Source organism: Streptomyces sp. NPDC026575 (genome assembly GCF_055567415.1).
Window position 1 is genome coordinate 92,393 of record NZ_JBVHQM010000012.1, and the last position, 25,248, is coordinate 117,640.

The 25,248-nt window shown below is 72.4% G+C and carries 15 protein-coding genes; 3 read left to right on the forward strand and 12 right to left on the reverse strand.

The features are described 5' to 3' along the window. Positions 1 to 3 precede the first annotated feature (3 nt). The gene (locus tag ACZ4NB_RS18655) at positions 4 to 1,677 is read right to left on the reverse strand and encodes a sensor histidine kinase (RefSeq protein WP_467662772.1); all 1,674 of its coding nucleotides are present in this window, start codon (positions 1,675 to 1,677) and stop codon (positions 4 to 6) included. Between the two features lie 178 nt (positions 1,678 to 1,855). Between ACZ4NB_RS18655 and ACZ4NB_RS18660 the strand changes: the two genes are divergently transcribed. Next, on the forward strand, positions 1,856 to 3,259 hold the full coding sequence (locus tag ACZ4NB_RS18660; protein ID WP_467662774.1) for a cation:dicarboxylate symporter family transporter: 1,404 nt from the start codon (positions 1,856 to 1,858) through the stop codon (positions 3,257 to 3,259). A gap of 76 nt (positions 3,260 to 3,335) precedes the next feature. Here the strand turns inward: ACZ4NB_RS18660 and glgB are convergent, their stop codons facing one another. The 5 genes from glgB to ACZ4NB_RS18685 form a co-directional block, all read right to left on the reverse strand. Beyond that, positions 3,336 to 5,528: a 1,4-alpha-glucan branching enzyme gene (gene glgB, locus ACZ4NB_RS18665; RefSeq protein ID WP_467662983.1), complete on the reverse strand. Its 2,193-nt coding sequence runs from the start codon at positions 5,526 to 5,528 to the stop codon at positions 3,336 to 3,338. Between the two features lie 230 nt (positions 5,529 to 5,758). Continuing rightward, the gene (locus tag ACZ4NB_RS18670; protein WP_467662776.1) at positions 5,759 to 7,240 is read right to left on the reverse strand and encodes a maltokinase N-terminal cap-like domain-containing protein; all 1,482 of its coding nucleotides are present in this window, start codon (positions 7,238 to 7,240) and stop codon (positions 5,759 to 5,761) included. 326 nt (positions 7,241 to 7,566) lie between these two features. Beyond that, entirely contained in the window at positions 7,567 to 9,285 is a 1,719-nt protein-coding gene (gene treS / locus ACZ4NB_RS18675; RefSeq protein WP_467662778.1) for a maltose alpha-D-glucosyltransferase, read from the reverse strand. Next, positions 9,282 to 11,285, reverse strand: coding sequence for an alpha-1,4-glucan--maltose-1-phosphate maltosyltransferase (locus ACZ4NB_RS18680; RefSeq protein WP_467662780.1), 2,004 nt, complete (start codon positions 11,283 to 11,285; stop codon positions 9,282 to 9,284). The genes treS and ACZ4NB_RS18680 overlap by 4 nt, the downstream gene beginning before the upstream one ends. 525 nt (positions 11,286 to 11,810) lie before the next feature. Next, positions 11,811 to 11,954, reverse strand: a complete 144-nt coding sequence (locus tag ACZ4NB_RS18685) for a hypothetical protein (RefSeq protein ID WP_467662782.1) — start codon at positions 11,952 to 11,954, stop codon at positions 11,811 to 11,813. Between the two features lie 240 nt (positions 11,955 to 12,194). Here ACZ4NB_RS18685 and ACZ4NB_RS18690 point away from each other — a divergent pair, with 240 nt between their 5' ends. Continuing rightward, positions 12,195 to 12,647 carry a hypothetical protein gene (locus tag ACZ4NB_RS18690; RefSeq protein WP_467662784.1) on the forward strand — a complete coding sequence of 151 codons (453 nt, stop codon included), beginning with the start codon at positions 12,195 to 12,197 and terminating at the stop codon, positions 12,645 to 12,647. 10 nt (positions 12,648 to 12,657) lie between these two features. Continuing rightward, on the forward strand, positions 12,658 to 13,131 hold the full coding sequence (locus ACZ4NB_RS18695) for a hypothetical protein (protein WP_467662786.1): 474 nt from the start codon (positions 12,658 to 12,660) through the stop codon (positions 13,129 to 13,131). A 121-nt stretch (positions 13,132 to 13,252) separates the two neighbouring features. On the opposite strand, the gene ACZ4NB_RS18700 is transcribed toward ACZ4NB_RS18695, so the two are convergent. The 6 genes from ACZ4NB_RS18700 to ACZ4NB_RS18725 form a co-directional block, all read right to left on the reverse strand. Continuing rightward, positions 13,253 to 14,884: a M4 family metallopeptidase gene (locus ACZ4NB_RS18700; RefSeq protein ID WP_467662788.1), complete on the reverse strand. Its 1,632-nt coding sequence runs from the start codon at positions 14,882 to 14,884 to the stop codon at positions 13,253 to 13,255. Between the two features lie 287 nt (positions 14,885 to 15,171). Continuing rightward, entirely contained in the window at positions 15,172 to 17,448 is a 2,277-nt protein-coding gene (locus tag ACZ4NB_RS18705; protein ID WP_467662790.1) for a M4 family metallopeptidase, read from the reverse strand. Between the two features lie 324 nt (positions 17,449 to 17,772). Continuing rightward, positions 17,773 to 19,614, reverse strand: a complete 1,842-nt coding sequence (locus ACZ4NB_RS18710) for an ABC transporter ATP-binding protein (protein ID WP_467662792.1) — start codon at positions 19,612 to 19,614, stop codon at positions 17,773 to 17,775. Next, on the reverse strand, positions 19,611 to 21,401 hold the full coding sequence (locus tag ACZ4NB_RS18715) for an ABC transporter transmembrane domain-containing protein (RefSeq protein WP_467662794.1): 1,791 nt from the start codon (positions 21,399 to 21,401) through the stop codon (positions 19,611 to 19,613). Before ACZ4NB_RS18715 ends, ACZ4NB_RS18710 begins: the two co-directional genes overlap by 4 nt. Positions 21,402 to 21,508: 107 nt before the next feature. Next, positions 21,509 to 23,419, reverse strand: a complete 1,911-nt coding sequence (locus ACZ4NB_RS18720; RefSeq protein WP_467662796.1) for an ABC transporter ATP-binding protein — start codon at positions 23,417 to 23,419, stop codon at positions 21,509 to 21,511. Next, the gene (locus ACZ4NB_RS18725; protein WP_467662798.1) at positions 23,416 to 25,248 is read right to left on the reverse strand and encodes an ABC transporter ATP-binding protein; all 1,833 of its coding nucleotides are present in this window, start codon (positions 25,246 to 25,248) and stop codon (positions 23,416 to 23,418) included. Before ACZ4NB_RS18725 ends, ACZ4NB_RS18720 begins: the two co-directional genes overlap by 4 nt.

Sequence of the window (25,248 nt, forward strand, 5' to 3'; positions counted from 1 at the left end):
CGCTCATGCCGTCGCCTCCGTCCGCAGCGGCAGCCGTACGGTGAACCGCGCGCCGCCCTCCGGTGCGCGGTCCAGCGCGATGCTGCCGCCGTTGCGCCGTACCGCCTGCCGGACCAGGGCCAGGCCCAGGCCGTGGCCGTGCCCGGGGCCCCGGTCGGGCGCGGGGGCCGGCTGCTTGGTGGTCCAGCCGCGCCGGAAGATCTCCTCGGTGTCGTCCTCGGCCACCCCCGGGCCGTTGTCGGCCACCGTCAGCAGCAGCTCGCCGCCGGCCGCCCGCGCGGTGACCCGCACCCGCGGCGGCACGGCGGCGCCGGGCCCCCGCGTCGGGGCGGCGGCGTCGATGGCGTTGTCGAGGAGATTGCCCAGCACCGTCACCAGGTCGCGGGCCGGCAGGCCGGGCGGCAGCAGCCCGTCGTCGATCCGGCTGTCGGGCGTCAGCGCCAGCTCGACGCCCCGCTCGTTGGCCTGCGCCGCCTTGCCGAGCAGCAGCGCGGCGAGCACCGGCTCGGCGACCGCGCCGACGACCTGGTCGGTCAGCGCCTGCGCCAGCTGAAGTTCCGCGGTGGCGAACTCCACGGCCTCCTCGGCCCGCCCCAGCTCGATCAGCGAGACCACCGCGTGCAGCCGGTTGGCGGCCTCGTGCGCCTGGGAGCGCAGCGCCTCGGCGAAGCCGCGTACCGAGTCCAACTCGCCCGACAGCGCCTGGAGTTCGGTGTGATCGCGCAGGGTCACCACGCTGCCGCGCTGCTCCCCGCCGGAGACCGGGGAGGAGTTGACCACCAGCACCCGCTCGCCGGTCAGATGCAGCTCGTCGACCCGCGGGCCGGGCGAGTGCAGCGCCTCGGTCAGCGGCCGCGGCAGCCCCAGCTCGGTGACCGGCCGGCCCACCGCGTCGCCCGGCAGCCCGAGCAGCTCCCGTCCGCCGTCGTTGATCAGGGCGACCCTGCGCTGCCCGTCGAGCATCAGCAGCCCCTCGCGCACGGCGTGCAGCGCGGCCTGGTGGTAGTCGTGCATCCGGCTCAGCTCCCGGGCGTTCATCCCGTGCGTGTGCCGGCGCAGCCGGGCGTTGATCACATACGTGCCGGCACCGCCGAGCGCCAGCGCCGCGGCCGCCACCCCGACCAGCGCCAGCACCTGGTCGCGCAGCTGCTCGCTGATCGTCTTGATGGTGATCCCCGAGCTGACCAGCGCGGTGATCCGGCCACCGCGCCGCGGGTCGTGCACCGGCGCGACGACCCGGACGGACGGCCCGAGCACGCCCATATGCGTCTCGGGGAAGATCTCGCCGCGCAGCGCCGGGCCGATGTGCCCCAGGTACTTCCCGCCGATCGCGGACGGCTCCGGGTGCGTCCAGCGGGTGCCGTCCGGCGCCATCACCACTACGAAGTCGACGCCCGCGTCGCGTCGCAGCCGCTCGGCGTACGGCTGGAGCGCCGCGGTGGGGTCCTTGGCGCGGGCCGCCGCGACGACGGCCGGGGAGTCGGCGACGGCGGTGGCCGCCGCGGTCGCCTGCCGCTGCGCGGTCTCCTCCGCCTGCCGCCCGGCGCTGACGTACGCGAAGACGGCGCAGCCCACGACGACGGCCGCCACCAGCACGACCTGCATCGCGAAGAGCTGCCCGGCGAGGCTGCGGGGGCCGCGCAGCCGACGGGGCGGCCGGGGTCGGGGGAGTCGCATACGGAACAGTCTGCCGGGTCACTTTCGCGTGAACGAAATGCACGTAAGGGTGACGGGCGCCACACGGGAGTGCATAGTCGCCGGGAATTGTCGTGGCGCCGGAGCCGCCCCCAGTGCCTGAACGGCCTGGGTGGTGCCCCCAGATCAGGCGCAGAGCCGTAGACCCGAGGAGGCAGCCGTGGCTGCAAAGACCCCGCCGTCCGGGGGCACCACCGAGGACAGAGCGCCGGCCAAGCGGGACCGGACCCATTTCCTCTACATCGCCGTCATCGGGGCGGTGCTGCTCGGCATCATCGTGGGCTTCGCCGCGCCCGGTGTGGCCGTCCAGCTCAAGCCGCTCGGCACCGGCTTCGTGAACCTGATCAAGATGATGATCTCGCCCGTCATCTTCTGCACCATCGTGCTGGGCGTCGGCTCGGTCCGTAAGGCCGCCAAGGTCGGCGCGGTGGGCGGACTGGCCCTCGGCTACTTCATGGTGATGTCCACCGTGGCGCTCGCCATCGGCCTGGTCGTCGGCAACATCCTGCAGCCCGGTTCCGGGCTGCATCTGACCGAGACCGTGCGGCACGCGGGCCAGGCCCAGACCGAGGGCGGCGGCGAGTCGCTCCCCGATTTCCTGCTCGGCATGATCCCCAAGACGCTGGTCTCCGCCTTCACCCAGGGCGAGGTGCTCCAGACGCTGCTCGTGGCACTGCTGGTCGGCTTCGCCCTCCAGGCACTGGGTTCGGCGGGCGAGCCGGTGCTGCGCGGCATCGGGCACATCCAGAAGCTGGTCTTCCGGGTACTGGCCATGATCATGTGGGTGGCGCCGGTGGGTGCCTTCGGCGCCATCGCGGCGGTGGTCGGCGAGACCGGCCTGGACGCGCTGAAGTCGCTGGCCATCATCATGGTCGGCTTCTACGTCACCTGTCTGCTCTTCGTCCTCGTGGTGCTCGGCGCGCTGCTCCGGCTGGTCGCCGGGATCAACATCTTCATCCTGCTGAAGTACCTCGCCCGTGAGTTCCTGCTGATCCTGTCCACCTCCTCCTCGGAGTCCGCGCTGCCCCGCCTCATCGCCAAGATGGAGCACCTGGGCGTCAGCAAGCCGGTGGTCGGCATCACCGTCCCGACCGGCTACAGCTTCAACCTCGACGGCACCGCCATCTACCTGACGATGTCCTCGCTGTTCGTGGCCGAGGCGATGGGCAAGCCGCTCTCGCTCGGCCAGCAGATCTCGCTGCTGGTCTTCATGATCATCGCGTCGAAGGGCGCGGCCGGGGTCACCGGCGCGGGCCTGGCCACGCTCGCCGGCGGCCTGCAGTCGCACCGCCCCGAACTGGTCGACGGCGTCGGCCTGATCGTCGGCATCGACCGCTTCATGAGCGAGGCGCGCGCCCTGACCAACTTCGCGGGCAACGCGGTGGCCACCGTCCTGGTCGGCACCTGGACCAAGGAGATCGACAAGGCCAGGGCGGCCGAGGTGCTGGCCGGCCGGATCCCGTTCGACGAGAAGACGCTGGTCGACGACGCCCACGCCGAGCCGCTCGGCCCGCAGATCGCCGAACCGCGCGACGGCGGCACGAAGGAGCCCGCCAAGGTCTGAAGCCACACCACGCAGGAGGGGAGAGGGGGCGGGCGCCGCAGCGGCGCCCGCCCCCTCGCGGTCCGTGGTGCGGCGCTCAGGCCGGGGTGAACCAGACCGTCGCCAGTGGGGGGAGGACGGTGGTGAGGGAGGAGTCGAAGCCGTTCCAGGGGGTGGGGTCGGTCTTGAGGAGGTCGGGGTTGGTGACGCCGCTGCCGCCGTAGCGCCGGTCGTCGGTGTTGAGGATCTCGCGCCAGGCGGGGACGTCGTCGGGGACCCCGAGCCGGTAGGCGTGGCGCACGACGGGGGAGAAGTTGCTGACCGAGATCAGGGGGGAGCCGTCGGCGGCGAAGCGCAGGAAGGAGAAGACGTTGTCCTCGCTCGCGTCGCCGTCGATCCAGCGGAAGCCGGCCGGATCGGTGTCGCGTTCCCACAGGGCGGGGGCGGCCGCGTACCGGCTGTTGAGGTCGCGGACGAGATCGCGGACGCCCCGGTGGTCCGGCTCCGCCTCGTAGGACGGGTCGAGCAGCCACCAGTCCGGGCCGTGGCTCTCCGACCACTCCGCGCCCTGTGCGAACTCCTGCCCCATGAAGAGGAGTTGCTTGCCCGGGTGGGCCCACATGAAGCCGAGGTAGGCCCGGTGGTCGGCGCGCTGCTGCCACCAGTCGCCGGGCATCTTCGACACCAGCGCCCGCTTGCCGTGCACGACCTCGTCATGGGAGATCGGCAGCACATAGTTCTCGGAGTAGGCGTAGATCATGGAGAAGGTCATCTCGCCGTGGTGGTACTTGCGGTGCACCGGCTCCTTGGAGACATAGCCGAGCGAGTCGTGCATCCAGCCCATGTTCCACTTCAGGCCGAAGCCCAGACCGCCGAAGCCGCCGGGCCCGACGTGGTGCGTGGCGCGGGTGACGCCGTCCCAGGCCGTGGACTCCTCGGCGATGGTGACGACGCCGGGGCAGCGGCGGTAGACCGTCGCGTTCATCTCCTGGAGGAAGGCCACCGCGTCGAGGTCCTCGCGGCCGCCGTGGACGTTGGGCGTCCAGCCGCCGTCCTCGCGCGAGTAGTCGAGGTAGAGCATCGAGGCCACGGCGTCCACCCGCAGACCGTCGATATGGAACTCCTCGCACCAGTACACGGCGTTGGCGACCAGGAAGTTGCGGACCTCGGTGCGGCCGTAGTCGAACTCCAGGGTGCCCCAGTCCGGGTGCGCGGCGCGGGCCGGGTCCTGGTGCTCGTAGAGCGGGCGGCCGTCGAACTCCGCCAGCGCCCAGTCGTCGCGCGGGAAGTGCGCCGGCACCCAGTCCATCAGGACGCCGATCCCGGCCCGGTGCAGCGCGTCGATCAGGAACCGGAAGTCGTCGGGGGTGCCCATCCGGGCGGTCGGCGCGTAGAACCCGGTCACCTGATAGCCCCAGGAGCCGCCGAAGGGGTGCTCGGCCACCGGCATGAACTCGACGTGGGTGAAGCCCAGGTCCTTGACGTACACCGGGAGTTGGGCGGCGAGCTGGCGGTAGGTGAGGCCGGGGCGCCAGGAGGGCAGATGGACCTCGTAGACGGAGAACGGCGCCTGGTGCACCGGCCGCCTGCCGCGCCGGGCCATCCACTCGGCGTCCTGCCAGCGGAAGTGCGACTCGTCCACCACCGAGGCAGTGGCGGGCGGGCACTCGGTCCGCCGGGCCATCGGGTCGGCGCGCACGGTCCGCGAGCCGTCCGGCCGGGTGATCTCGAACTTGTACAGCTCGCCCGCGCCGATGCCGGGCAGGAAGAGCTCCCAGATACCGGACGAGCCCAGCGACCGCATCGGGCTGGCGGTGCCGTCCCAGTAGTTGAAGTCGCCGACGACCCGGACGCCTTGGGCGTTGGGCGCCCAGACGGTGAAGCGGGTGCCGGTCGCGCCCTGGTGGTCCATGGTCCGCGCGCCGAGCGCCTGCCACAGCTGCTCATGCCGGCCCTCGCCGAACAGGTGCAGGTCCAGCTCGCCGAGCGCGGGCAGAAAGCGGTAGGGGTCGCGGACGGTCAGGGTGTGCTCGCCGTAGTCGACCAGCAGCTCGTACTCCGGGGCGGTGCGCAGCGGCAGCACTCCGGCGAACAGCCCGTCGCCCTCGGGGGGCAGCTCGGCGCGCAGCCCCTTCGCCACGACGGTGACGCGCCGGGCGTGCGGCCGCAGGGCGCGGATGAGCAGCCCGCCGCGTACGGGGTGCGCCCCGAGCAGCGCGTGCGGGTCGTGGTGCGCGCCGCCCAGCAGCCGGGCGCGGTCCTCCTCGGGCAGCGGGGCGGCGGGCCGCACCCCGTGGGTGCCGGCCGGCGGCTTCGCACCGGCGCGGGAGCGGGCCGAGGACCCGGCGGCCGGCGCGGTCGCCGCCGTCTGCTTCGTGCGTGCGGGGGCGGAGGGGGTACGGCCGGACGGCGGCGGTCCGGTGGCGGGAGAGGGACGGGCGGTCACGAGTGGGCCTCCTCGGGGGCGGGAAGTCGGCGGTTCGGGGGGCGGGGCGGAGCCGTTCCGGCCGGGTGGGCGGTTCACGGTGAGTCGTACGGGTGGGCCCCCACGGCCGGCTCCCCGCCCGCCGCCAGCCGCCGGACGGCGGCCATCGGGACGGCCAGCCAGTCGGGCCGGTGGCGGGCCTCGTAGAGCACCTCGTAGACGGCCTTGTCGGTCTCGTAGGCGCGCATCAGTTCGGGCGCGGAGCGCGGGTCGAGCCCGCCGGCCTCGGCGTAGCCCCGGCAGAAGGCGGCTCGGGTGCGCCGCGCCCACTCCAACGCCCAGGGGTCCCCGCCGGCCGGCCCGCCGCGCGCCGCGTAGTCGAAGGAGCGCAGCATCGCCGCGACATCGCGCACCGCCGGCTGCGGCTGCCGCCGCTCGGCCAGCGGGCGGGCCGGTTCGCCCTCGAAGTCGATCAGCGACCAGCGGCCCTCGTCGGCGGAGCGCAGGGTCTGCCCCAGGTGCAGATCGCCGTGGATGCGCTGGGCGGCCCAGCCGCGGCCGTCCCGGCCCAGCGCCGCCAGCGCGTCGAAGGCGGTGCGCAGCCGGGCGCGGTAGGGCTGGAGCACCGGCACGGCGCGGGCGGTGGCCTCCAGCCGCTCGATCATCTGGGTGGCGATCGCCGCCAGCTGCGGGCGGTGCAGCTCGGTGGTCGGCAGCGTCTGGGCGAGCGCGGTGTGCACCTCCGCGGTGGCGTGCCCGAGCGCCCGCGCCGAGCCGGTGAAGTCGGCGCGTACGGCCAGCGCGCCCCGCGCCAGCTGCCAGCCGTCCGCCGACCCCGGCAGGAACGGCTGGAGCACGCCCAGCGTCGTCGCCTCGCCGCTCTCGTCGGCGGCCGCCGACTCGAACCACGCGGCGGGCGCCGGCACCCGTGCGCACTTGGCGTCGGCCAGCGCCCGCGGCAGCTCCAGATCCGGGTTGACGCCCGGCTCGACGCGCCGGAAGACCTTCAGGATGAACGAATCGCCAAAGACGATCGAGGAGTTGGACTGCTCGACGGCGATCGGCCGGGCCGGCAGCCCGGAGGGGATGTCCACCCGCGGCTCGCGGCAGAACCGCAGCCCGCCGAGCCGCCCCGGTACCCGCAGCCGCTCCAGCAGCAGCCCGCACAGCCGGTTGTCCAGCAGCGCGTCGTAGACCGTACGGCCGCGCAGCGGGCCGCCCGCCGGCCGGCCGATCACCACCGGTGCCAGCTGCGGCGCCGGCGCCGGATGCACCCCCAGCAGCAGCTGGTAGCAGTCGCCGCCGGCCGGTGTGCGGCTCGGCGGGGCGCTCTGCTGGGCGCGCACCAGCAGCTGCAGCAGCCCCGGAGCGGTGCCCGCGCCGGTGCACGGCAGCAGCTCGGTGGCCGAGAGCAGCGTGAAGCCGGTCAGCGGCCGCCCCTTGCCGGCGAACCAGCGCTGGCGCGGCACCCACTCGGCGAGCAGCGGGACCAGCGAGGACAGCAGGTCGGGGGCGGTCACGAGCGGGCGGCGGTCAGGGGTGTTACGGGTGGCACGGGTCGGGGCGGTGTCCGACATGGCGTCGCGTCCTTTCCCCGGGCACACGACAGGTAGGGCAAAGTGTCCCGGAATGCGGCCTTCACTATGCGGTGGCGCGGTGGCGGTACCCCCGTACGGAGGCGGTGCGGGTCCCCCCGAAGGGAGCGGCTTCGGGAGTGTCTTCGGCGTGCGCGCTTCCGCCGTGCGGCGGTCACCCTCCCGAGCCGGGGGGACCGGCGATGGTTCGCCCGGCCGTGCGGTAGTAGGGAGACTGCCCGAGCGAAAGGTCGAAAAACGCCCGTACGCGCCATGCGGCCGCGTACGGGCGGGATGCTCGGCGCCCGTGCCCGGTCAGGGCCCGGGCACTAGACCGAGTTCTTGCGCAGCCGGAACCAGTAGAAGCCGTGGCCCGCCAGCGTCAGCAGGTACGGCAGTTCCCCGATGGCCGGGAAGCGGACGCCGCCGATGAGCTCCACCGGGTGCCGGCCGTTGAACGAGCGCAGGTCCAGCTCCGTGGGCTGGGCGAACCGCGAGAAGTTGTGCACGCACAGCACCAGGTCGTCGTCCGCGCCGTCGGTGCCCGGCGACTCCCGCAGGAAGGCCAGCACCGCCGGATTGGTGGAGGACAGCTCGGTGTAGCTGCCGAGCCCGAACGCCGGGTTCTGCTTGCGGATCTCGATCATCCGGCGGGTCCAGTGCAGCAGCGAGGAGGGGGAACTCATCGCCGCCTCGACATTGGTGACCTGGTAGCCGTAGACCGGATCCATGATGGTCGGCAGGAAGAGCCGGCCCGGGTCGCAGGAGGAGAATCCGGCGTTGCGGTCGGGCGTCCACTGCATCGGGGTGCGCACCGCGTCGCGGTCGCCGAGCCAGATGTTGTCGCCCATGCCGATCTCGTCGCCGTAGTAGAGGATCGGCGAGCCGGGCAGCGACAGCAGCAGGGCGGTGAAGAGCTCGATCTGGTTGCGGTCGTTGTCCAGCAGCGGGGCCAGCCGCCGGCGGATGCCGATGTTGGCGCGCATCCGCGGGTCCTTGGCGTACTCCGCGTACATGTAGTCGCGCTCTTCGTCCGTGACCATTTCGAGGGTCAGCTCGTCGTGGTTGCGCAGGAAGACGCCCCACTGGCAGCCGGACGGGATCGCCGGGGTCTTGGCGAGGATCTCCGACACCGGGTAGCGCGATTCGCGGCGCACCGCCATGAAGATGCGCGGCATGACCGGGAAGTGGAAGGCCATATGGCACTCGTCGCCGCCGACCGCGTAGTCGCCGAAGTAGTCGACGACGTCCTCCGGCCACTGGTTGGCCTCGGCCAGCAGCACGGTGTCGGGGTAGTGCGCGTCGATCTCGGCCCGGACCCGCTTGAGGAAGGCGTGCGAGGCGGGCAGGTTCTCGCAGTTGGTGCCCTCCTCCGCGTAGAGGTACGGCACCGCGTCCAGCCGGAAGCCGTCGATGCCCAGGTCCAGCCAGAACCGCAGGGCGGAGATCATCTCCTCCTGGACCGCCGGGTTCTCGTAGTTGAGGTCCGGCTGGTGGGAGAAGAAGCGGTGCCAGTAGTACTGCTTGCGGACCGGGTCGAAGGTCCAGTTGGATGCCTCGGTGTCGACGAAGATGATCCGCGCGTCGGCGTACTGCTTGTCGTCGTCCGCCCAGACGTAGTAGTCGCCGTACGGGCCTTCCGGGTCGGTGCGCGACTCCTGGAACCACGGGTGCTGATCGCTGGTGTGGTTCATCACCATGTCGATGATGACCCGCATTCCGCGGTGGTGCGCGGCGTCCACGAACTCCACGAAGTCCGCCAGATCGCCGAACTCGGGGAGCACCGCGGTGTAGTCGGCGACGTCGTAACCCCCGTCCCGCAGCGGGGATTTGAAGAACGGCGGGAGCCAGAGGCAGTCCACCCCCAGCCACTGCAGATAGTCGAGCTTGGCGGTGAGGCCCTTGAGGTCGCCGATGCCGTCGCCGTTGCTGTCCTGGAACGAGCGCACCAGGACCTCGTAGAAGACGGCCCGTTTGAACCAGTCGGGATCGCGGTCCTTCGCCGGGGTGTCCTCGAACGTGTCGGGGACTGGCTCATTGACGATCAATTGGGTGACCCTCCGATCGGTGAGGACGGTCGCAGCGACAGCACATGGGCGGGCGCCAGTGAGCGGCCCGGCTCCAGGCGCACATAGTTGTCCCTGCCCCAGTGGTAGGTATCGCCGGTGAGCTCGTCGCGCACCGGGAAGGACTCGTGCCGGCCGAGGCCGAGTTCCGGCATGTCCAACGACACCGTCGCCTCGTGGGTGTGGTGCGGGTCGAGGTTGACCACCGTGAGCACCGTGTCGGACCCCTCGCCGTGCCCGGCGCGCTTGGAGAACGCCAGCACGGCCTCGTTGTCCACCTGGTGGAAGCGCAGATTGCGCAGTTGCTGCAGGGCGGGGTGCCGGTGGCGGATGCGGTTGAGCGCGGTGATCAGCGGGGCGATGGTACGCCCCTGCTTCGCCGCCGCATCCCAGTCGCGCGGCCTGAGTTGGTACTTCTCCGAGTCTAGGTACTCCTCGCTGCCGGGGCGTACCGGCGTCGACTCGCAGAGCTCGTATCCGGCGTAGACGCCCCAGGTGGGGGACAGGGTGGCGGCCAGCACGGCACGGATCTCGAAGGCGGGGCGACCGCCTTCCTGGAGGTAGGCGTTGAGGATGTCCGGGGTGTTCACGAAGAAGTTGGGCCGCAGATAGGCGGCGGACTCGCCGGACAGCTCGGTGAGGTAGTCGGTCAGCTCCTGCTTGGTGTTGCGCCAGGTGAAGTACGTGTAGGACTGCTGGAAGCCGACCTGGGCGAGGGTGTGCAGCATGGCCGGGCGGGTGAACGCCTCGGCGAGGAAGATCACGTCCGGGTCGGTGCGGTTGATCTCGCCGAGCACCTTCTCCCAGAACGCCACGGGCTTGGTGTGCGGGTTGTCCACCCGGAAGATCCGTACGCCCTTGGCCATCCAGAAGCGCAGCAGCCGCTGGGTCTCGCGGACGATCCCGCGGAAGTCGGTGTCGAAGGCGACGGGGTAGATGTCCTGGTACTTCTTCGGCGGGTTCTCGGCGTAGGCGATCGAGCCGTCCGCGCGGTGGTGGAACCACTGCGGGTGCAGGGTGACCCAGGGATGGTCGGGGGAGCACTGCAGCGCGAAGTCCAGGGCCACCTCCATCCGCAGGTCGCGGGCGGTCCGCACGAAGTGCTCGAAGTCGTCGAAGGTGCCCAGGTCCGGGTGGAGGGCGTCGTGGCCGCCGGCCGCCGAGCCGATGGCCCAGGGGGAGCCGACGTCGTCCGGGCCGGCCGACAGGGCGTTGTTGGGGCCCTTGCGGAAGGCGGTGCCGATGGGGTGGACGGGCGGGAGGTAGACCACGTCGAAGCCCATCGCGGCGACGGCCGGCAGCCGCTCGGCGGCGGTGCGCAGGGTGCCGCCGACGGCCGTGCCGCTCGGCGTGACGACGGCGCCCTCGGAGCGCGGGAAGAGCTCGTACCACGAGCCGTACAGGGCCCGCCGGCGCTCGACGACCAGCGGCATCGGGCGCGAGACGGTGAGCAGTTCGCGCAGCGGATGGCGGTCCAGCGCCCCGACGACCTCGGGGGCGAGCGCCCTGGCCAGGCGGCCGGCGGCGGGCAGGTCCCGGTTGCGCAGCGCGTCCACGGCGCCCAGCACCGCCTCCCGGCCGTCGCTCTTGGGGACGTCGACGGCCGCCCGTTCGTGCAGTGCGGCGCCCTCGGCGAGCACCAGCTCGGTGTCGATGCCCGCCGGGATCTTGATCGAGGCGTGCTTGCGCCAGGTGGCCAACGGGTCGGACCATGCCTCGACGGTGAAGGTCCAGCGGCCCTCGATGTCCGGGGTGACCTCGGTGCTCCACCGGTCGGTGCCGGGCGCCCGCTCCCGCATCGGGTTCCAGGGGCCGCAGCGGCCTGCGGGGTTGCGCAGCACCACATTGGCCGCGACCGCGTCATGGCCTTCTCGGAAGACCGTGGCCGAGACCTCGAAGGTCTCGCCCACCACGGCCTTCGCCGGGCGGCGGCCGCAATCGATCTGCGGGCGGATGTCCAGAACAGGGATGCGACCGATCATGGGCTCACCTGGGTTTGTCATGCTTTGCCGGATTTTGTCCTTTGTATCCGTTCCACGGTGGGGGGACCGGGTGCGGGCAGGTGCGCTCCAGCCCGCTTTCACTCGGCTGGCGGAGGGCACGGCCGGCCGGGGTCCACTCGGTGAGCCTTCCCTCGGGCGGCGAACCGGAAAGCCGATGGAATGTGAACTACCGGTTCGTAACCACGGGGCTGCCGTGGCCCGGCGGACGCGCGCCCGCCCGCTTGCGGGCGACTGCGCAGGGGCGCTGACACGGTCGGCGCTCACCTCCTCAACTCGGTGTGATCACAGCGGAGTTGCGGTGTGCGGATGTCCGGTGTCGCGCCAGCCTCCCCCTAGGAGGGAGTACGTACAAGAGCGCATGAGGGGGTGGAATCGGCCATATCGACCTACGAGGCGGTAGCCGGCGGCTCGGGGGTGCGAGGTGCGTCTTGAACTCCTGGCAGAGCAGAACATGGGTAGTTGGCGTACCGATGGGAAGTCGGACCGGGCTGGTCGCCCTGGCGCTCAGCGCGTCGCGCCGCGCCCGGCCATCGCAGCCAAAGGCGCCCAGGAGAAGAGGACGCCGGCGCCATGGTCCTCGCACCAGCGGACCTCGTCGTAGCGCAGCTCGTGGTGTGGGCTGATGGCGGACGGCCATCGAATGATCACCGCTCTCACCTCTCCACGTTGCGCCATCGCCCCCCAGGTGCAGGTGAACGGATCGGACAAGGTGGACCGACGGACGTTTCTCGGCGGGACGGTCGCCGCGGCGGCGGCACCGGTCCTGGCCGGCCTACCTGATGCGGTGGAGGACGCCACCGGGCAGGCCGCCGCCCTGCGGCTGAGTACCACGGCATACCGCAGGCTCGACGGATCCACTCCCTCGCGTGACCTCTCTGAGGCTGTGCAGTGCACTCCCATGTACGGCTCATCCAGTCCATCACTCGCGCCTCGGCCACTGACGGCCGGCATGCCCGCCTCGCGGCCGTCGGCAGCGAGGCCGCGAGCCTCGCCGGATGGCTGGCGTGGGACATGGGCGACAACGGGTCGGCCCGCTCCTGGTACGGCTCGTCGGTCAAGGCCGCACGGGCAGCCGGCAACCCGCTGCTGACCGCCTACCAGGGCGGCAGCCTCGCCCAGTTCGAGGCGCACACCGGGAACGCCATCGCTGCCGGCCACCTCGCCGGTGGCCGGATCGAGGCCGCTTTCGCACTCGCCACCCGCGCGCTGGAGACCGGCTTGACATACCGTTCCGGCCGGATCGTGGAGCGGGCGCGTACCGTGCGCCGTTCCCTCACGACTGCCACGCCACCGAAGGTGGTGCGCGACTTCGATGAGCGATTGCCCGGCGTCTACCTCTAGGAGAACAACGATGCGTGTAGGGATTACGGGCCACCGTGGACTGAACTCGGAGGTGGAACGGCAAACACGGGCTCTGCTGGATGCTGCCGTACGTGGCTATGGCCCCGCGGAGCTGGTGGGCGTCTCGTGCATCGCGGACGGCCCGGATGCCTGGTTCGCCGAGGCGGTGCTGGCCCATGGTGGGCGGCTTGAAATCGTCGTTCCGGCCGCCGAGTACCGCGAGGGGCTGCCCGCGTGGCACCACGCGGCCTATGACGAACTGCTGCGCCGTGCGACCAATGTCCACCACACCGGCATGACCTCCTCGGACTCCGAGGCGCACATGGCCGGATCCGAAGTCCTCGTCGGCCTGGTCGACGAAGTGTTGGCTGTCTGGGACGGGCAACCGGCGCGCGGTTACGGCGGCACGGCCGATGTCGTCGCCTATGCCGAGCGGACCGGTGTCCCCGTGCGGGTGCTCTGGCCGGAGGGCGCCACCCGATAGCGAGCGCTGACGCTCACGCCCGACCACACGCGAAGGCGGTGCCCGGAGAGACTCCGGGCACCGCCCTGTTCTTCCGGGGTCACCTCACCCCGGGACGATCAGCGCCTGTCGGCGTAGCGCGTCACTTGACGTTGACACCGGTCCAGGCGGCCTCGACGCCCTTGACCTCGGGGCTGCCGGCCTTGTACAGGTCGGTGGCGGCCTTCACGGTCGCCTCACGGGCGGCCTTGTAGTCCGTGTTCGAGGTCATGTACTCGGTCAGGGCCTTGAACCAGATCTTCTCGGCCTTGTCCCGGCCGATGCCCTCGACCTTCTTGCCGTCCGCCGTCGGGCTGTCGTACTTGACGCCACCGATCTCCTTCGGGCCGCTGCCCTCGGACAGCAGGTAGAAGAAGTGGTTGGCGACACCCGAGGAGTAGTGCGGGTCGAGACCACCGGTGTTGGAGTCCCAGTTGTCCTGCGACTGGCCGTCCTTGCTGGGCTTGTCCATGTAGCGCAGCGGCGAGCCGTCACCGTTGATGTCGATCTTCTCGCCGATGAGGTAGTCGCCCGGGTCCTTGTCGTTCTTGGCGTAGAACTCGACCGAGGTGCCGAAGATGTCCGAGGTGCCCTCGTTGAGGCCGCCGGACTCACCGCTGTAGGTGAGGTTGGCGGTCGCGGAGGTGACACCGTGCGACATCTCGTGGGCCGCGACGTCGATGGCGGTGAGCGGCTTCTTGTCGCCCTCGCCGTCGCCGTAGGTCATGCAGAAGCAGCTGTCGTCCCAGAAGGCGTTGACGTAGCTCTTGCCGTAGTGCACGCGGGAGGACGCGCCCTTGCCGTCGCCCTTGATGCCGCTGCGGCCGTGCACGGTCTTGTAGTAGTCCCAGGTCTCGGCCGCACCGTAGTGGGCGTCGACGGCCGCGGTCTGCGGGTCGTCCGGCTTGCCGGTGCCCCAGGCGTCGTCGTCGTCCGTGAAGGCCTTGCCCTCGCCGGACTCGCTGTTCCCAAGGTCGGTGGTCTTGTGGCCACCGCGCTCGTCGTCGGTCAGCGTGAACTTGCCGCCGTCCTTCTTGGTGCCCAGCTCGACGCTGCCGCTGTACTCGCTCTCACCCTTGCCGGTGTGGATCTCGTCGTACTGGAACAGCTTCTTGCCGGTGTTGGCGTCGGTGATGACGTGCATCCGGCTGGGCGTGCCGTCCTTCTGGACGCCCTTGACGATGGTGTCGTAGGCGAGGACGGGGGTGCCGGAGGCGGCCCAGACGACCTTCTTCGGGGTCTGCGCGTCGGCCTTCTTGGCGGCGAGCGACTTGGCCGCGGTGCCCTGCGCCGACGTCGCGGCGGCCTGCGGGGCGATCTTCGCCGTGGTGGAGGCGACCTTGATGGTCTTGTCCGTCGACTTGGTCGTCGACTTGACCGCGCCGCCCTTGGCGGTGTGCACGACCAAGTCGCCGCCCAGGACCGGGAGTCCGGCGTAGGTGCGGTCGTAGCGGGTGTGCGTGGTGCCGTCGGCGTCCTTGATGACGTCCTTGACGACCAGCTTCTCCTGCGAGCCCAGGCCCAGGGCCTTGGCGGTCTGCGCCTTGGTGGCGCTCGCGTCGCGCAGCAGTTCCGCGCGGTGCGAGGCGCTGAGCTGGAGGGGAGAAGCGTCCTTCTTGGCGGCCGGGGCCGGCGAGGCGCCGGCGGTGCCGACGGTGATGCCCGCGGCCAGCAGGGCGGCCGCCGCGAGGGCGCCACCGGTCACACGGGTCTTACGGGATATGTGGGGGGTCACGCGTGCTCCTTCAACTTTGCCAAGTGGTGGGGGTGCAAAGCGATGCGGGTGTGACATGCGTCGGGAAGACTGCCATTCGAACGCGTGCATGTCAGGAGTTTGTTCATAGGTTGGCCGAAAATCGTTCGTAGAGAGGTGATCGCTGTCCGCATAACGGAGTCGGGCGCCGCCCCCGGAGATCCGGGGACGACGCCCAAGTTGCCTGTGTGGAAGGCGAGTTGTGGAACGGCGCGAGACGCCTGCCCGCCTATGTCATACCGAGATGACGCCTGAGTGCTCTGGCGAGGTCAGAACGTCAGCTTCCAGCCGTTGATGTAACCCGTGTCCTGTGAGTAGACGTCCTGGACCCGCAGCTTCCAGGTGCCGCTCGCGGCCTTCGAGGAGGCGTTGACGGTGTACGTCGTCTTCACGTCGGCCGCGGAGTCGGACGCGTTGGAGTTCTTCAGCCGGTAGGCCGTGCCGTCCGGGGCGATCAGGTCGATGACCAGGTCACCGCGGTAGGTGTGGACGATGTCCACGCCGACCTTCAGCGTGCTCGGCGCGTTGCCGCTGCGGCTGACGGTGATCGGCGAGGTGACCGCCGCGCCCGCGTCCGGGATCGGCACGTCGTCGGCGTTCTCGAAGACGCTGCCGCCGCCGACCGGGTTGACCGTCCAGGTGAAGGACGCCGTTCCGGTCTTCTTCGCGGCGTCGGTGACCGTCACCGTCACACTGCCGGTGCCGGCCGTGGTCGGCGTACCGGAGATCAGACCGGTGTTGGCGTCGATCGACAGTCCGGCGGGCAGCCCGCTCGCCGCGTACGACAGTGCGCCGGCGGTCCCGCTGGTGGCCTTGATCTGCAGGCTCGCCGCCTGGCCCACGGTGCTGGTCTGGTTGCCGGGGTTGGTGACGCTCACCCCGCCGTCCGGGACGCGGGCGCCGACGTTGACCGCCGCCCAGGTGTTGGCCACGGTGTTGTACGACGCGCTGCCCTGGCCGAAGAGGTCCGCCGCCGCCTTCAGGGTGGCGGTGCGGGCGCCCGCGTAGTTGGTGTTGGCGCTCATGTACTGGCTGAGCGCCTTGAACCACACCTTCTCGGCGTTGGCCCGGCCGATGCCCGGGACCGGCAGGTTGTCGAAGGTCGGGCTGTCGTAGTGGACGCCGCCGATGTCCTTCGGGCCGCTGCCCTCGGACAGCAGGTAGAAGAAGTGGTTGGCGACACCGGAGGAGTAGTGCACGTCCTTGTTGCCGACGGTGCTCGACCAGTAGTCCGCCGAGCCGCCGTCCTTGCTGGGCTTGTCCATGTAGCGCAGCGGAGAGCCGTCGCCGTTGATGTCGATCTTCTCGCCGATGAGGTAGTCACCGGGATCCGACGGGTTGTTGGCGTAGAACTCCACCGCGGTGCCGAAGATGTCGGAGGTCGCCTCGTTGAGGCCGCCGGACTCACCGCTGTAGGTGAGGTTGGCGGTGGCGGAGGTGACACCGTGCGACATCTCGTGGCCGGCCACGTCGATCGAGGTCAGCGGGTGGCTGTTGCCGCTGCCGTCGCCGTAGGTCATGCAGAAGCAGCCGTCGTCCCAGAAGGCGTTGACGTAGGAGTTGCCGTAGTGGACGCGGGAGTACGCGCCCACGCCGTCGCCCTTGATGCCGCTGCGGCCGTGCACGTTCTTGTAGTAGTCCCAGGTCACCTGCGCGCCGTAGGCCGCGTCGACACCCGCCGTCTGGGCGTTCTGCGGGGTGCCGTCGCCCCAGGTGTCGTCGGCGTCGGTGAACAGCGAACCGGTCCCCGACGAACCGTGGTTGAGGTTGTAGGTCTTGTGGTTGCCGCGGGTGGGGTCGGTCAGCGAGAAGTTCGGCGCCGAGCCGGACGTGCCGATGGTGACCTTGCCGCTGTACTCGCTGTTGCCGACGCCCTGTTCGATCCCCTGGTACTGGAAGATCCTGGCGCCGGTGGTGGCGTCCGTGATGACGTGCAGCGCGTTGGGCGTGCCGTCGTCCTGCAGCCCGCCGACCACGGTCTCGTAGGCCAGGACCGGCTTGCCGTCGGCGACCCAGATCACCTTGCGCGGTGCCTTGGCGGCCTCGGTCTTCTTCGAGCCCAGGGCCCGCGCCGAGGAGACGGCCTTCGCCTCGGCGGCGGCCGGCCCGATCTTCGCGGTGGTGCCCGCGACCTTGAGCTGCGAGCCGACGGCCTTGGTGACGCCCTGGAGCGCGCCGCCCTTGCTCGTGTGCACCACGAGGTCGCCGCCGAGGACCGGCAGCTTGTCGTAGGTGCGCTCGTAGCGGGTGTGCACGGTGCCGTCGGCGTCCTTCGAGACGTCCTTGACGACCAGGCGCTCCTTCGCGCCGAGCTTCAGCTGCCGCGCGGTCTGCGCGGTGGTGGCGCCGGCTTCCCGTATCAGCTCCGCACGCTGGGACGGGGACAGCTTGACCGGCAGTGCGCCGGGGTCGGGTACGGCGTGCGCGGTGCCCGGCCGCGGGGCGGCCGCCGTGCCGGTACCGGCCTGTACACCGACGGCCAGCATCGCCGTGACGGCGACCAGCGCGCCGGTAGCGACGGCGCGTCTATGGGGGGTGCGTCTCACACTGACTCCTTCTGCGGTGGCCGCTACGTGACGGTGCGGCCGAGGGGGACCGGGCGGCGAACGGCCGTCCGGGCAGAGCGAGGCAGAACTCATGGAGCGTGTGGGGGGAGACGTACGCAGAGGTGCATCACGTACTGGTGGAACGGGGGGTGGAGCCGGCCGTCGCGAGGCGTGGTGCCGTGGGGGCCGTGCGGCGGTTGCGGGGAAGAGTCCCACCACAGCCCGCCGGTTGTCAGGCTCCGATCAACTAATTGGCCGGAAAACGTCCGTTGCGCGGAATCGGCGTTCGCTTTCCGGACGATCGGTGCCCGTTCTCATACGGCCTCACCCGGCCGCGGTCCGCCCGTGCCAGGAGTGCCACAGGGCCGCATAGGCGCCGTCGGCGGCCACCAGGTCGTCGTGGGTGCCCAGTTCCGTCAGCCGGCCGCTCTCCAGCACGGCCACCCGGTCCGCGTCATGGGCGGTGTGCAGCCGGTGGGCGATGGCGATGACCGTACGGCCCTCCAGGACTGCGGCCAGCGCCCGCTCGGCGTGCCGGGCGGTGCGCGGGTCGAGCAGCGCGGTCGCCTCGTCCAGGATCACGGTGTGCGGATCGGCCAGCACCACACGGGCCAGGGCGAGTTGCTGCGCCTGCGAGCCGTCGGGGCGGTGCCCGCCGGGGCCCAGCTCGGTGTCCAGGCCAGCCGGCAGCTCCGTGAGCCAGTCGGCCCCCACGGCCGCCAGCGCGGCGCGCAGGGCGGCGTCGTCGGCGCCGGGCGCGGCGATCCGCAGGTTGTCGCGGACGGTGCCCAGGAACACATGGTGCTCCTGCGTGACGAGGACGACCTGGCGGCGCAGCACCTCGGGGTCCAGCTCGGCGATCGGCACCCGCCCGACGGTCACCGAGCCGCCGCTCGGCGCCTCGATGCCGGCCAGCAGCCGCCCCAGGGTGGACTTGCCGGCTCCGGAGGGGCCGACCAGGGCTATCCGCTCGCCGGGGCGGATGGTCAGCGAGACGTCGTGCAGGACGTCCCGGGCGGGGGAGGCGGAAACGCCGTCGCCGTCGCCGCCGGGCCCGGTGCCGTAGGCGTGGCGGACGGCCGTGACGTCGATGCGGTCGTCGGCGGGGAGCACGGCGGCCGCGGAGCCGGGCTCCGGGGCCTGCGGAGCCCGGCCCAGCCCCTCGACGCGGGCGAAGGCGGCGCCGCTGCTCTGGAGTTGCTCCACCCACAGCAGGATCGTCGCCAGCGGCTCGGCCAGCTGCCGCAGGTACAGCGCCGCGGCGACGACCACCCCCAGGCTGATCCCGCCCCGCCCGTGCAGCACCCCGCCCACCAGCAGCACCCCGACCACCGGGAGGACGTAGGAGACCTCCACGGCGGGCAGCAGCACACTGCGCAGGAACAGCGTCCGCACGCGCGTCCGCCGGCACCGCTCGATCGCCTGCTCGCCCGCCGTCCGCCGGCGCTCCTGGAGCCCCAGCGCCTCGACGGTCCGGGCGCCCGCAGCGGTGGCCGCCAGCAGCTCGGCCAGCGCCGAGGTCGCCGCCCCCTCGGCCAGATACGCGCGGTGGGCCCGGCGCAGATACCACCGGACCGCCAGCAGACCGCTCAGCAGACCCAGCCCGCACGCCCCGAGCCGGGGATCGAGCACCACCACCGCGCCGAGCAGGAACAGCGACTGCACCGACGCGATGAACACCTCCGGTGCCGCGTCCCGCAGCGTCCGTGCGACCGACGTGACGTCCGTCGTGCCGCGGGCCGTCAGATCGCCGCTGCCGGCCCGCTCCACGGTCGCGGCCGGCAGCGCCAGCGCCCGGTCGACGAACTGCTCGCGCACCCGTGCCACGGTCCGCTCCCCGAAGCGGTGCCCGACGTACCGGGCGTAGCGCGCCAGCAGCAGCTGCGCCAGCGCGCACACCAGGATGACCAGCGCCAGCCGGTCGACCGCGGACACCCCGCCGCCGTCGCGCACCGCGTCCACGATCCGGCCCAGCAGCCACGGGCCGGCCAGCCCGGCGCCGGCGGCCAGCGCGTTCAGCACGAGCATCAGCGTGAACGCCCGCCGGTCCAGCCGGATCAGGCGGAGCGCGGCCCGCCGGGTGGTGGCGCGGTCGGCGACCGGCAGGGCCGCACCGCCGGGCAGGGCGTCGCTCTCTCGCGCGGGCCGGGTGGGGGTCGCGGTCATCGTGCGTTCTCCTCTGCCGGGGACGCGGGCCGGGGCGCCGGGGTGCCGCCCGGTTCGCCGCTGTGCGCGGCGTCCTCGCCACGCGCCACCAGGCGGCGGTAGGCGGGCTGTTCGTCGAGCAGCCGGCGATGGCTGCCGACCGCGGCGACCTTGCCGCCGACGAGGAAGCACACCGTGTCCGCCCGGTCGAGCAGCAGCGGCGAGGTGCTGGTGACGACGGTCGTCCGGCCCGCGCGGGCGGTGCGCAGCCGGCCCGCGACGGCCGCCTCGGTGTGCGCGTCGACCGCCGAGGTCGGCTCGACGGCCAGCAGCACCTCGGGGTCGGCCAGCAGCGCCCGCACCAGGCGCAGCCGCTGCCGCTGACCGCCGGAGAGATTGCGGCCCTGCGCCTCGACGGGCGAGCCGAGCCCGTCCGGCAGACCGCGGACGATGTCCTCGGCCAGCGCCGCATGGACGGCCCGGTCGACCGCCGCGTCGGCCGGATCCCGGCGTCCGCCGATCACCTCGCGCAGGGTCCCGGCGAAGAGGTCCGCCTCGTTGTCCGCGACCAGGATGCGGTCGCGGACCTGCCGCAGCGGGATCTCGTCCAGGCGCACCGCGCCCCAGGTCGCCGCCGAGTCCGCGAAGCGGCCCAGCCGGTCGACGACCGCCGCCGACTCGGCCGGGCGGGCGGCGGCCAGCGCGGTCAGCAGCCCGGGAACCACCTCCACGCCGGACTCCGGATCCCGCAGCACGGCCGGCCCTTCGGGCGCCCGCGCCGCCTCGTCCCCGGCCTCCGGCCCGTCCGCGGTGTCCGGCTCCCACCGCAGGAAGCGGACGACCCGCCGGGCGGCGACCAGGCCCCGCGTCAGGTCGTAACCGCCCTCGATGAAGAACGACACCGGCACCACCAGCGCCGCCGCGTACCCGTAGACCGCGACCAACTCGCCGACGGTGATGTCCCCTTGGGCCGCCATCCGTGCCGCGAGCCAGGTCACCGCGGCCAGGAACAGCGTCGGCAGGCCCACCCCGAGCGCCTGGATCCAGCTGGTGGCCGCACCGACCCGGTAGCCCTCGCGCCGCAGCGCTCGCGAATCGCGGCGGTAGCGGTCGGCGAACACCTCCTTGCCGCCCAGACCGCCCAGTACCCGCAGCCCGCCGACCAGATCCGTCAGCCGCGCCGCCAGCCCGCTCTGCCGCTCGCGGTAGCGCGCCTCCGCCCCCTGCAGCCGGCCCAGCAGCGGGCCGACCAGCAGGGCGAGCAGCGGGACGCCCAGCAGCACCACCGCGGCGAGCAGCGGGGAGACGCCCAGCAGCAGGACGGCGACGACCCCGTACGCCAGCACCGCGCCGACGCCGGGCCCGGTCATGGTCAGGGTCTGGCTGATCACCGCGACATCGCCGATCCCGATCGTGACGACCTCACCGGCCGTCACCCGCCGCGGCAGCGCCGCGCCCAGCCGCAGGGTGTGCGCCACGACGGCCCGCACCGTGCGGAACGTGGCGTCCATCCGGATCCTGGTCATCGTGCGGTGCCGCAGCATCCCCAGCCAGGCGTTGAGCACCCCGACCCCCAGCAGCACCGCCGTCCACCCGGCGAGCGCCGGCATCCGCCCCGGCGCCAACCCCTCGTCGATCGCCCGCGACAGCACATACGGCGGCAGCATCAGCCCCACCATCCACAGGCTCCCGTACGACGCGCCCGCCGCCACCCGCCACCGCTGACTGGTCACCAGCCACCACAGATACCGCCCGGCACTGCGGTGGCGGTGCGCTCCCACGCCCCGCTCCGCCGAGGTGTCCGCCATCCCCGCCCCCGTGTCCGTCACTGTTCGGTCCGCCGACACCCGGACCCTAACCGCGGCGGGAGCCGGCCGTCCTAGGGCCTGTCCGATGGGTCGGGGTCGGACAGGCCCTAGCCCACGCTCTCCCGCCAGGTGCGATGCAGTTCGGCGAACCGGCCGCGGTCGGCGATGAGTCGGGCCGGCGGGCCGTCCTCGACGATCTCGCCGTCGGACATGACCAGGACCCGGTCGGCTATCTCCACCGTCGACAGGCGGTGGGCGATGACCAGGGCCGTGCGGCCCCGCAGGACGGTGTCCATGGCGGCCTGGATCGCTCGCTCGCCGGGGATGTCCAGGGAACTGGTCGCCTCGTCGAGGATCAGGACGGCGGGGTCGGCGAGCAGGGCGCGGGCGAAGCCGACGAGCTGGCGCTGGCCGGCCGAGATGCGGCCGCCGCGCTTGCGGACGTCGGTGTCGTAGCCGTCCGGCAGGGCGGTGATGAAGTCATGGGCGCCGATGGCCTTCGCGGTCTGCTCGATCTCCTCGCGGGTGGCGTCCGGGCGGCCGATGGCTATGTTCTCGGCGACCGTCCCGCTGAACAGGAACGCCTCCTGGGTGACCAGCACCACGCCGCGGCGCAGCTCGGCGGTGGACAGCTCGCGCAGATCGACGCCGTCGAGCAGCACCCGGCCGTCGGTGGGGTCGTAGAAGCGGGCCAGCAGCTTGGCCAGGGTGGACTTGCCGGCGCCGGTGGCGCCCACCACGGCGGTGGTCGTACCGGCCGCCAGGGTCAGATCGAAGCGCGGCAGCACCTCGCCGCCCGTGCGGTAGGCGAAGCGGACACCGCGGAAGTCGACCTCGCGCCCCGGCCGCCCGCCCGCCGGGGCCGGCAGCGCGGCCGGGGCCGCCGGCTCCGGGACACCGACCGGCTGGGCCAGCAGGCCGGCGATCTTGTGCAGCGAAGCGGCCGCGGACTCATAGGAGTTGAGGAACATCCCGAGCCGGTCGATGGGGTCGTACAGCCGGCGCAGATAGAGCACCGCGGCGGCGAGGACGCCGAGCGCCAGATCTCCCGTGGCGACCCGGTAGGCGCCCCACAGGACGATCGCGGCCACCGCGGTGTTCGCCGCCAGCCGGGAGGTGACGACATAGCGCGCCATCTCCAGCAGGGCGTCGCCGTTGACCCGCTCGTGGCGGTGGTTGAGCCGGGCGAACACCTCGTCGTTGAGCCGCTCGCGGCGGAACGCCTGCACCGGCCGGATGCCGTTGAGGGTCTCGGCGAACTTCACGATGAGGTCCGCCATCGCCGTGGACTTCTCGCCGTAGACCCGGTGCGTGCGGCGCCGGTAGGAGCGGATGAGGAGGTACAGGGGCGCGCCGGAGGCCAGCGCGGCCGCTCCGAAGCCCCAGTCCAGGAAGACCAGGGTCACGGTGATGTAGACCGTCGCGAGGGCGATCGTGATCAGCTCCTGCAGCCCCTCCTCCAGGAGTTCGCGCAGCGACTCGACGTCGGTCGTGGCACGGGAGATCAGCCGCCCGGACGTATAGCGCTCGTGGAAGTCCAGGCTCAGCGCCTGGCCGTGCCGGAAGATCCGGCCCCGCAGGGCGAGCAGCACGTCCTGGCTGACCCGGGCGGAGAGCTGGATGAAGCCGAACTGCAGCCCGCCGGACGCCGCGGCGCACACCGCGGCCGCCAGCCCGACGGCGATCAGCGGCCCGAACTCGCCCGCGCGTACGGCCGGCACGGCGCGGTCCAGCGCATAGGCGACCAGCAGCGGCCCGGCCTGCACGGCGGCCTGTTGGAGGAGCAGCAGGACGGCCGCCGCCCGGACGCGGGGGCGGTGCGGTGCCAGCAGGGAGGCGAGCAGCGAGCGGGCGGCGCCCTTGGGGGCGGGCAGCCGGTCCCGGGCGAAGGAGTCGGCGGGCTCGGGCTCGGGGGACTGGGGCGGCTGCGGCTGCGTTTGGTGCGGCGGCGGCGAGGGACGCGGCCCGGGGCGCTCCTCGGGGCCGTCGGACGGGAGGCCGGTCGTGGTGGTCGTCATCGGGCGCCCTCTTCCTCGCCGGACATCAGCGCGGCGTACTCGGGGTGGTCCCGGAGGAGTTCGTGGTGGGTGCCGACGGCGGCGATCCGGCCGCCGGACAGCAGCGCGACCCGGTCGGCGAGCAGGACCGTGGACGGGCGGTGGGCGACCACCAGCGCCGTGGTGCCGGCCAGGACCTGGCGCAGCGCCGCCTCCACCGCGGCCTCGGTGCGCACGTCGAGGGCCGAGAGCGGATCGTCGAGGATCAGGAAGCGGGGCCGGCCGACGACGGCGTGGGCTAGGGCGAGCCGCTGCCGCTGTCCACCGGACAGGCTCAGGCCCTGCTCGCCGACCTGGGTCGCGGCGCCCTCGGGGAGGGCGTCGACGAACCCGTCGGCCTGCGCCACCTCCAACGCCCGCCGCAGATCCGCCTCCTGGGCGTGCGCGGCGCCCATCAGGACGTTCTCCCCGGCGGTCGCCGAGAAGAGCGTGGGGTCCTCGAAGGCGACCGCGACCAGGGAGCGGGCCTCGTCCCGGCCGATCGTCGCCAGATCGCGCCCGTCGAGGGTGATCCGGCCGGCGGTGGGGTCGTACAGCCGCGGCACCAGCGCCGTGAGGGTGGTCTTCCCGCTGCCCGTCGCCCCGACCAGCGCCATGGTCTCGCCGGGGCGGATGTGCAGGGTGACGTCCTTGAGGGTGGGCGGGCTGTCCGGCGACGCGTCGGGGTAGCGGAACGCGACGCCGGAGAAGGCCAGGCCGCCGGTGGGGCCGCCGTCGGGCCCGTCCCCGACCCCGTCTCCTTCGTCCTCGCCTCTTTCGTCCCCGTCGTCCGCGACCGCCGGCTCGTCCATCACCTCGAAGTAGCGCTCCGTGGCCGTCGCCGCCTCGCTGCTCATGGCCAGCAGGAAGCCGATCGACTCCACCGGCCAGCGCAGCGCCAGCGCGGTCGACAGGAACGCGACGAGGGTGCCCGCGGACAGCGCGCCGTCGGCCACCTGGAGCGTGCCGAGCACCAGGGCGCCGCCGACCGCGATCTCCGGCAGCGCCGTGTTGACCCCCAGGATCCAGGCCAGCAGCCGCGCCTTGCGCAGCTCGGACGCGCGCAGCGCGCGGGTCAGCTCCTTGAAGGCGCGGGCCTGGCTGCGGTGCCGTCCGAAGCCCTTGATGACGCGGATGCCGAGCACCGACTCCTCGACCACGGTCGTCAGATCGCCCAGCTGGTCCTGGGTGCGGCGGGCCGCGCGCCCGTACTTCGCCTCGAAGACGGAGCACAGCACCATCAGCGGCAGCACCGGCGTCAGCAGCACCAGCCCCAGCGTCCAGTGCTGGGCCAGCAGCACCACCCAGCCCACCAGGATGGTCACCCCGTTGACCAGCAGGAACGTCAGGGGGAAGGTGAGGAACATACGCAGCATCTGAAGGTCGGTCGTGCCCCGCGACAGCAGCTGGCCCGACGGCCAGCGGTCGTGGAAGGCGACCGGCAGCCGCTGCAGATGGCGGTAGAGCGCGGCGCGCATCGCCGCCTCGACCCCCGCCAGCGGGCGCGCCACCAGCCAGCGCCGCAGCCCGAACAGCAGCGCCTCCGCGATACCGAGCAACAGCAGATATCCGCCGCCCAGCCACACCCCGCCCGCGTCGCCCTCCGCCACCGGCCCGTCCACCAGCCACTTGAGCACCAGCGGAATGACCAGGCTCAGACACGAGGCGACCACCGCCACGCACGCGGCCGTGAACAGCCGCGCCCGCACCGGGCGTACGAAGGGCCACAGTCGCAACAGCGTGCGCACGGCGGGGCGTTGGGGTAAGTCGGTCCGGTCGGTCGGGGGCGTCGTGAGCGCGGTGTCAGCCAT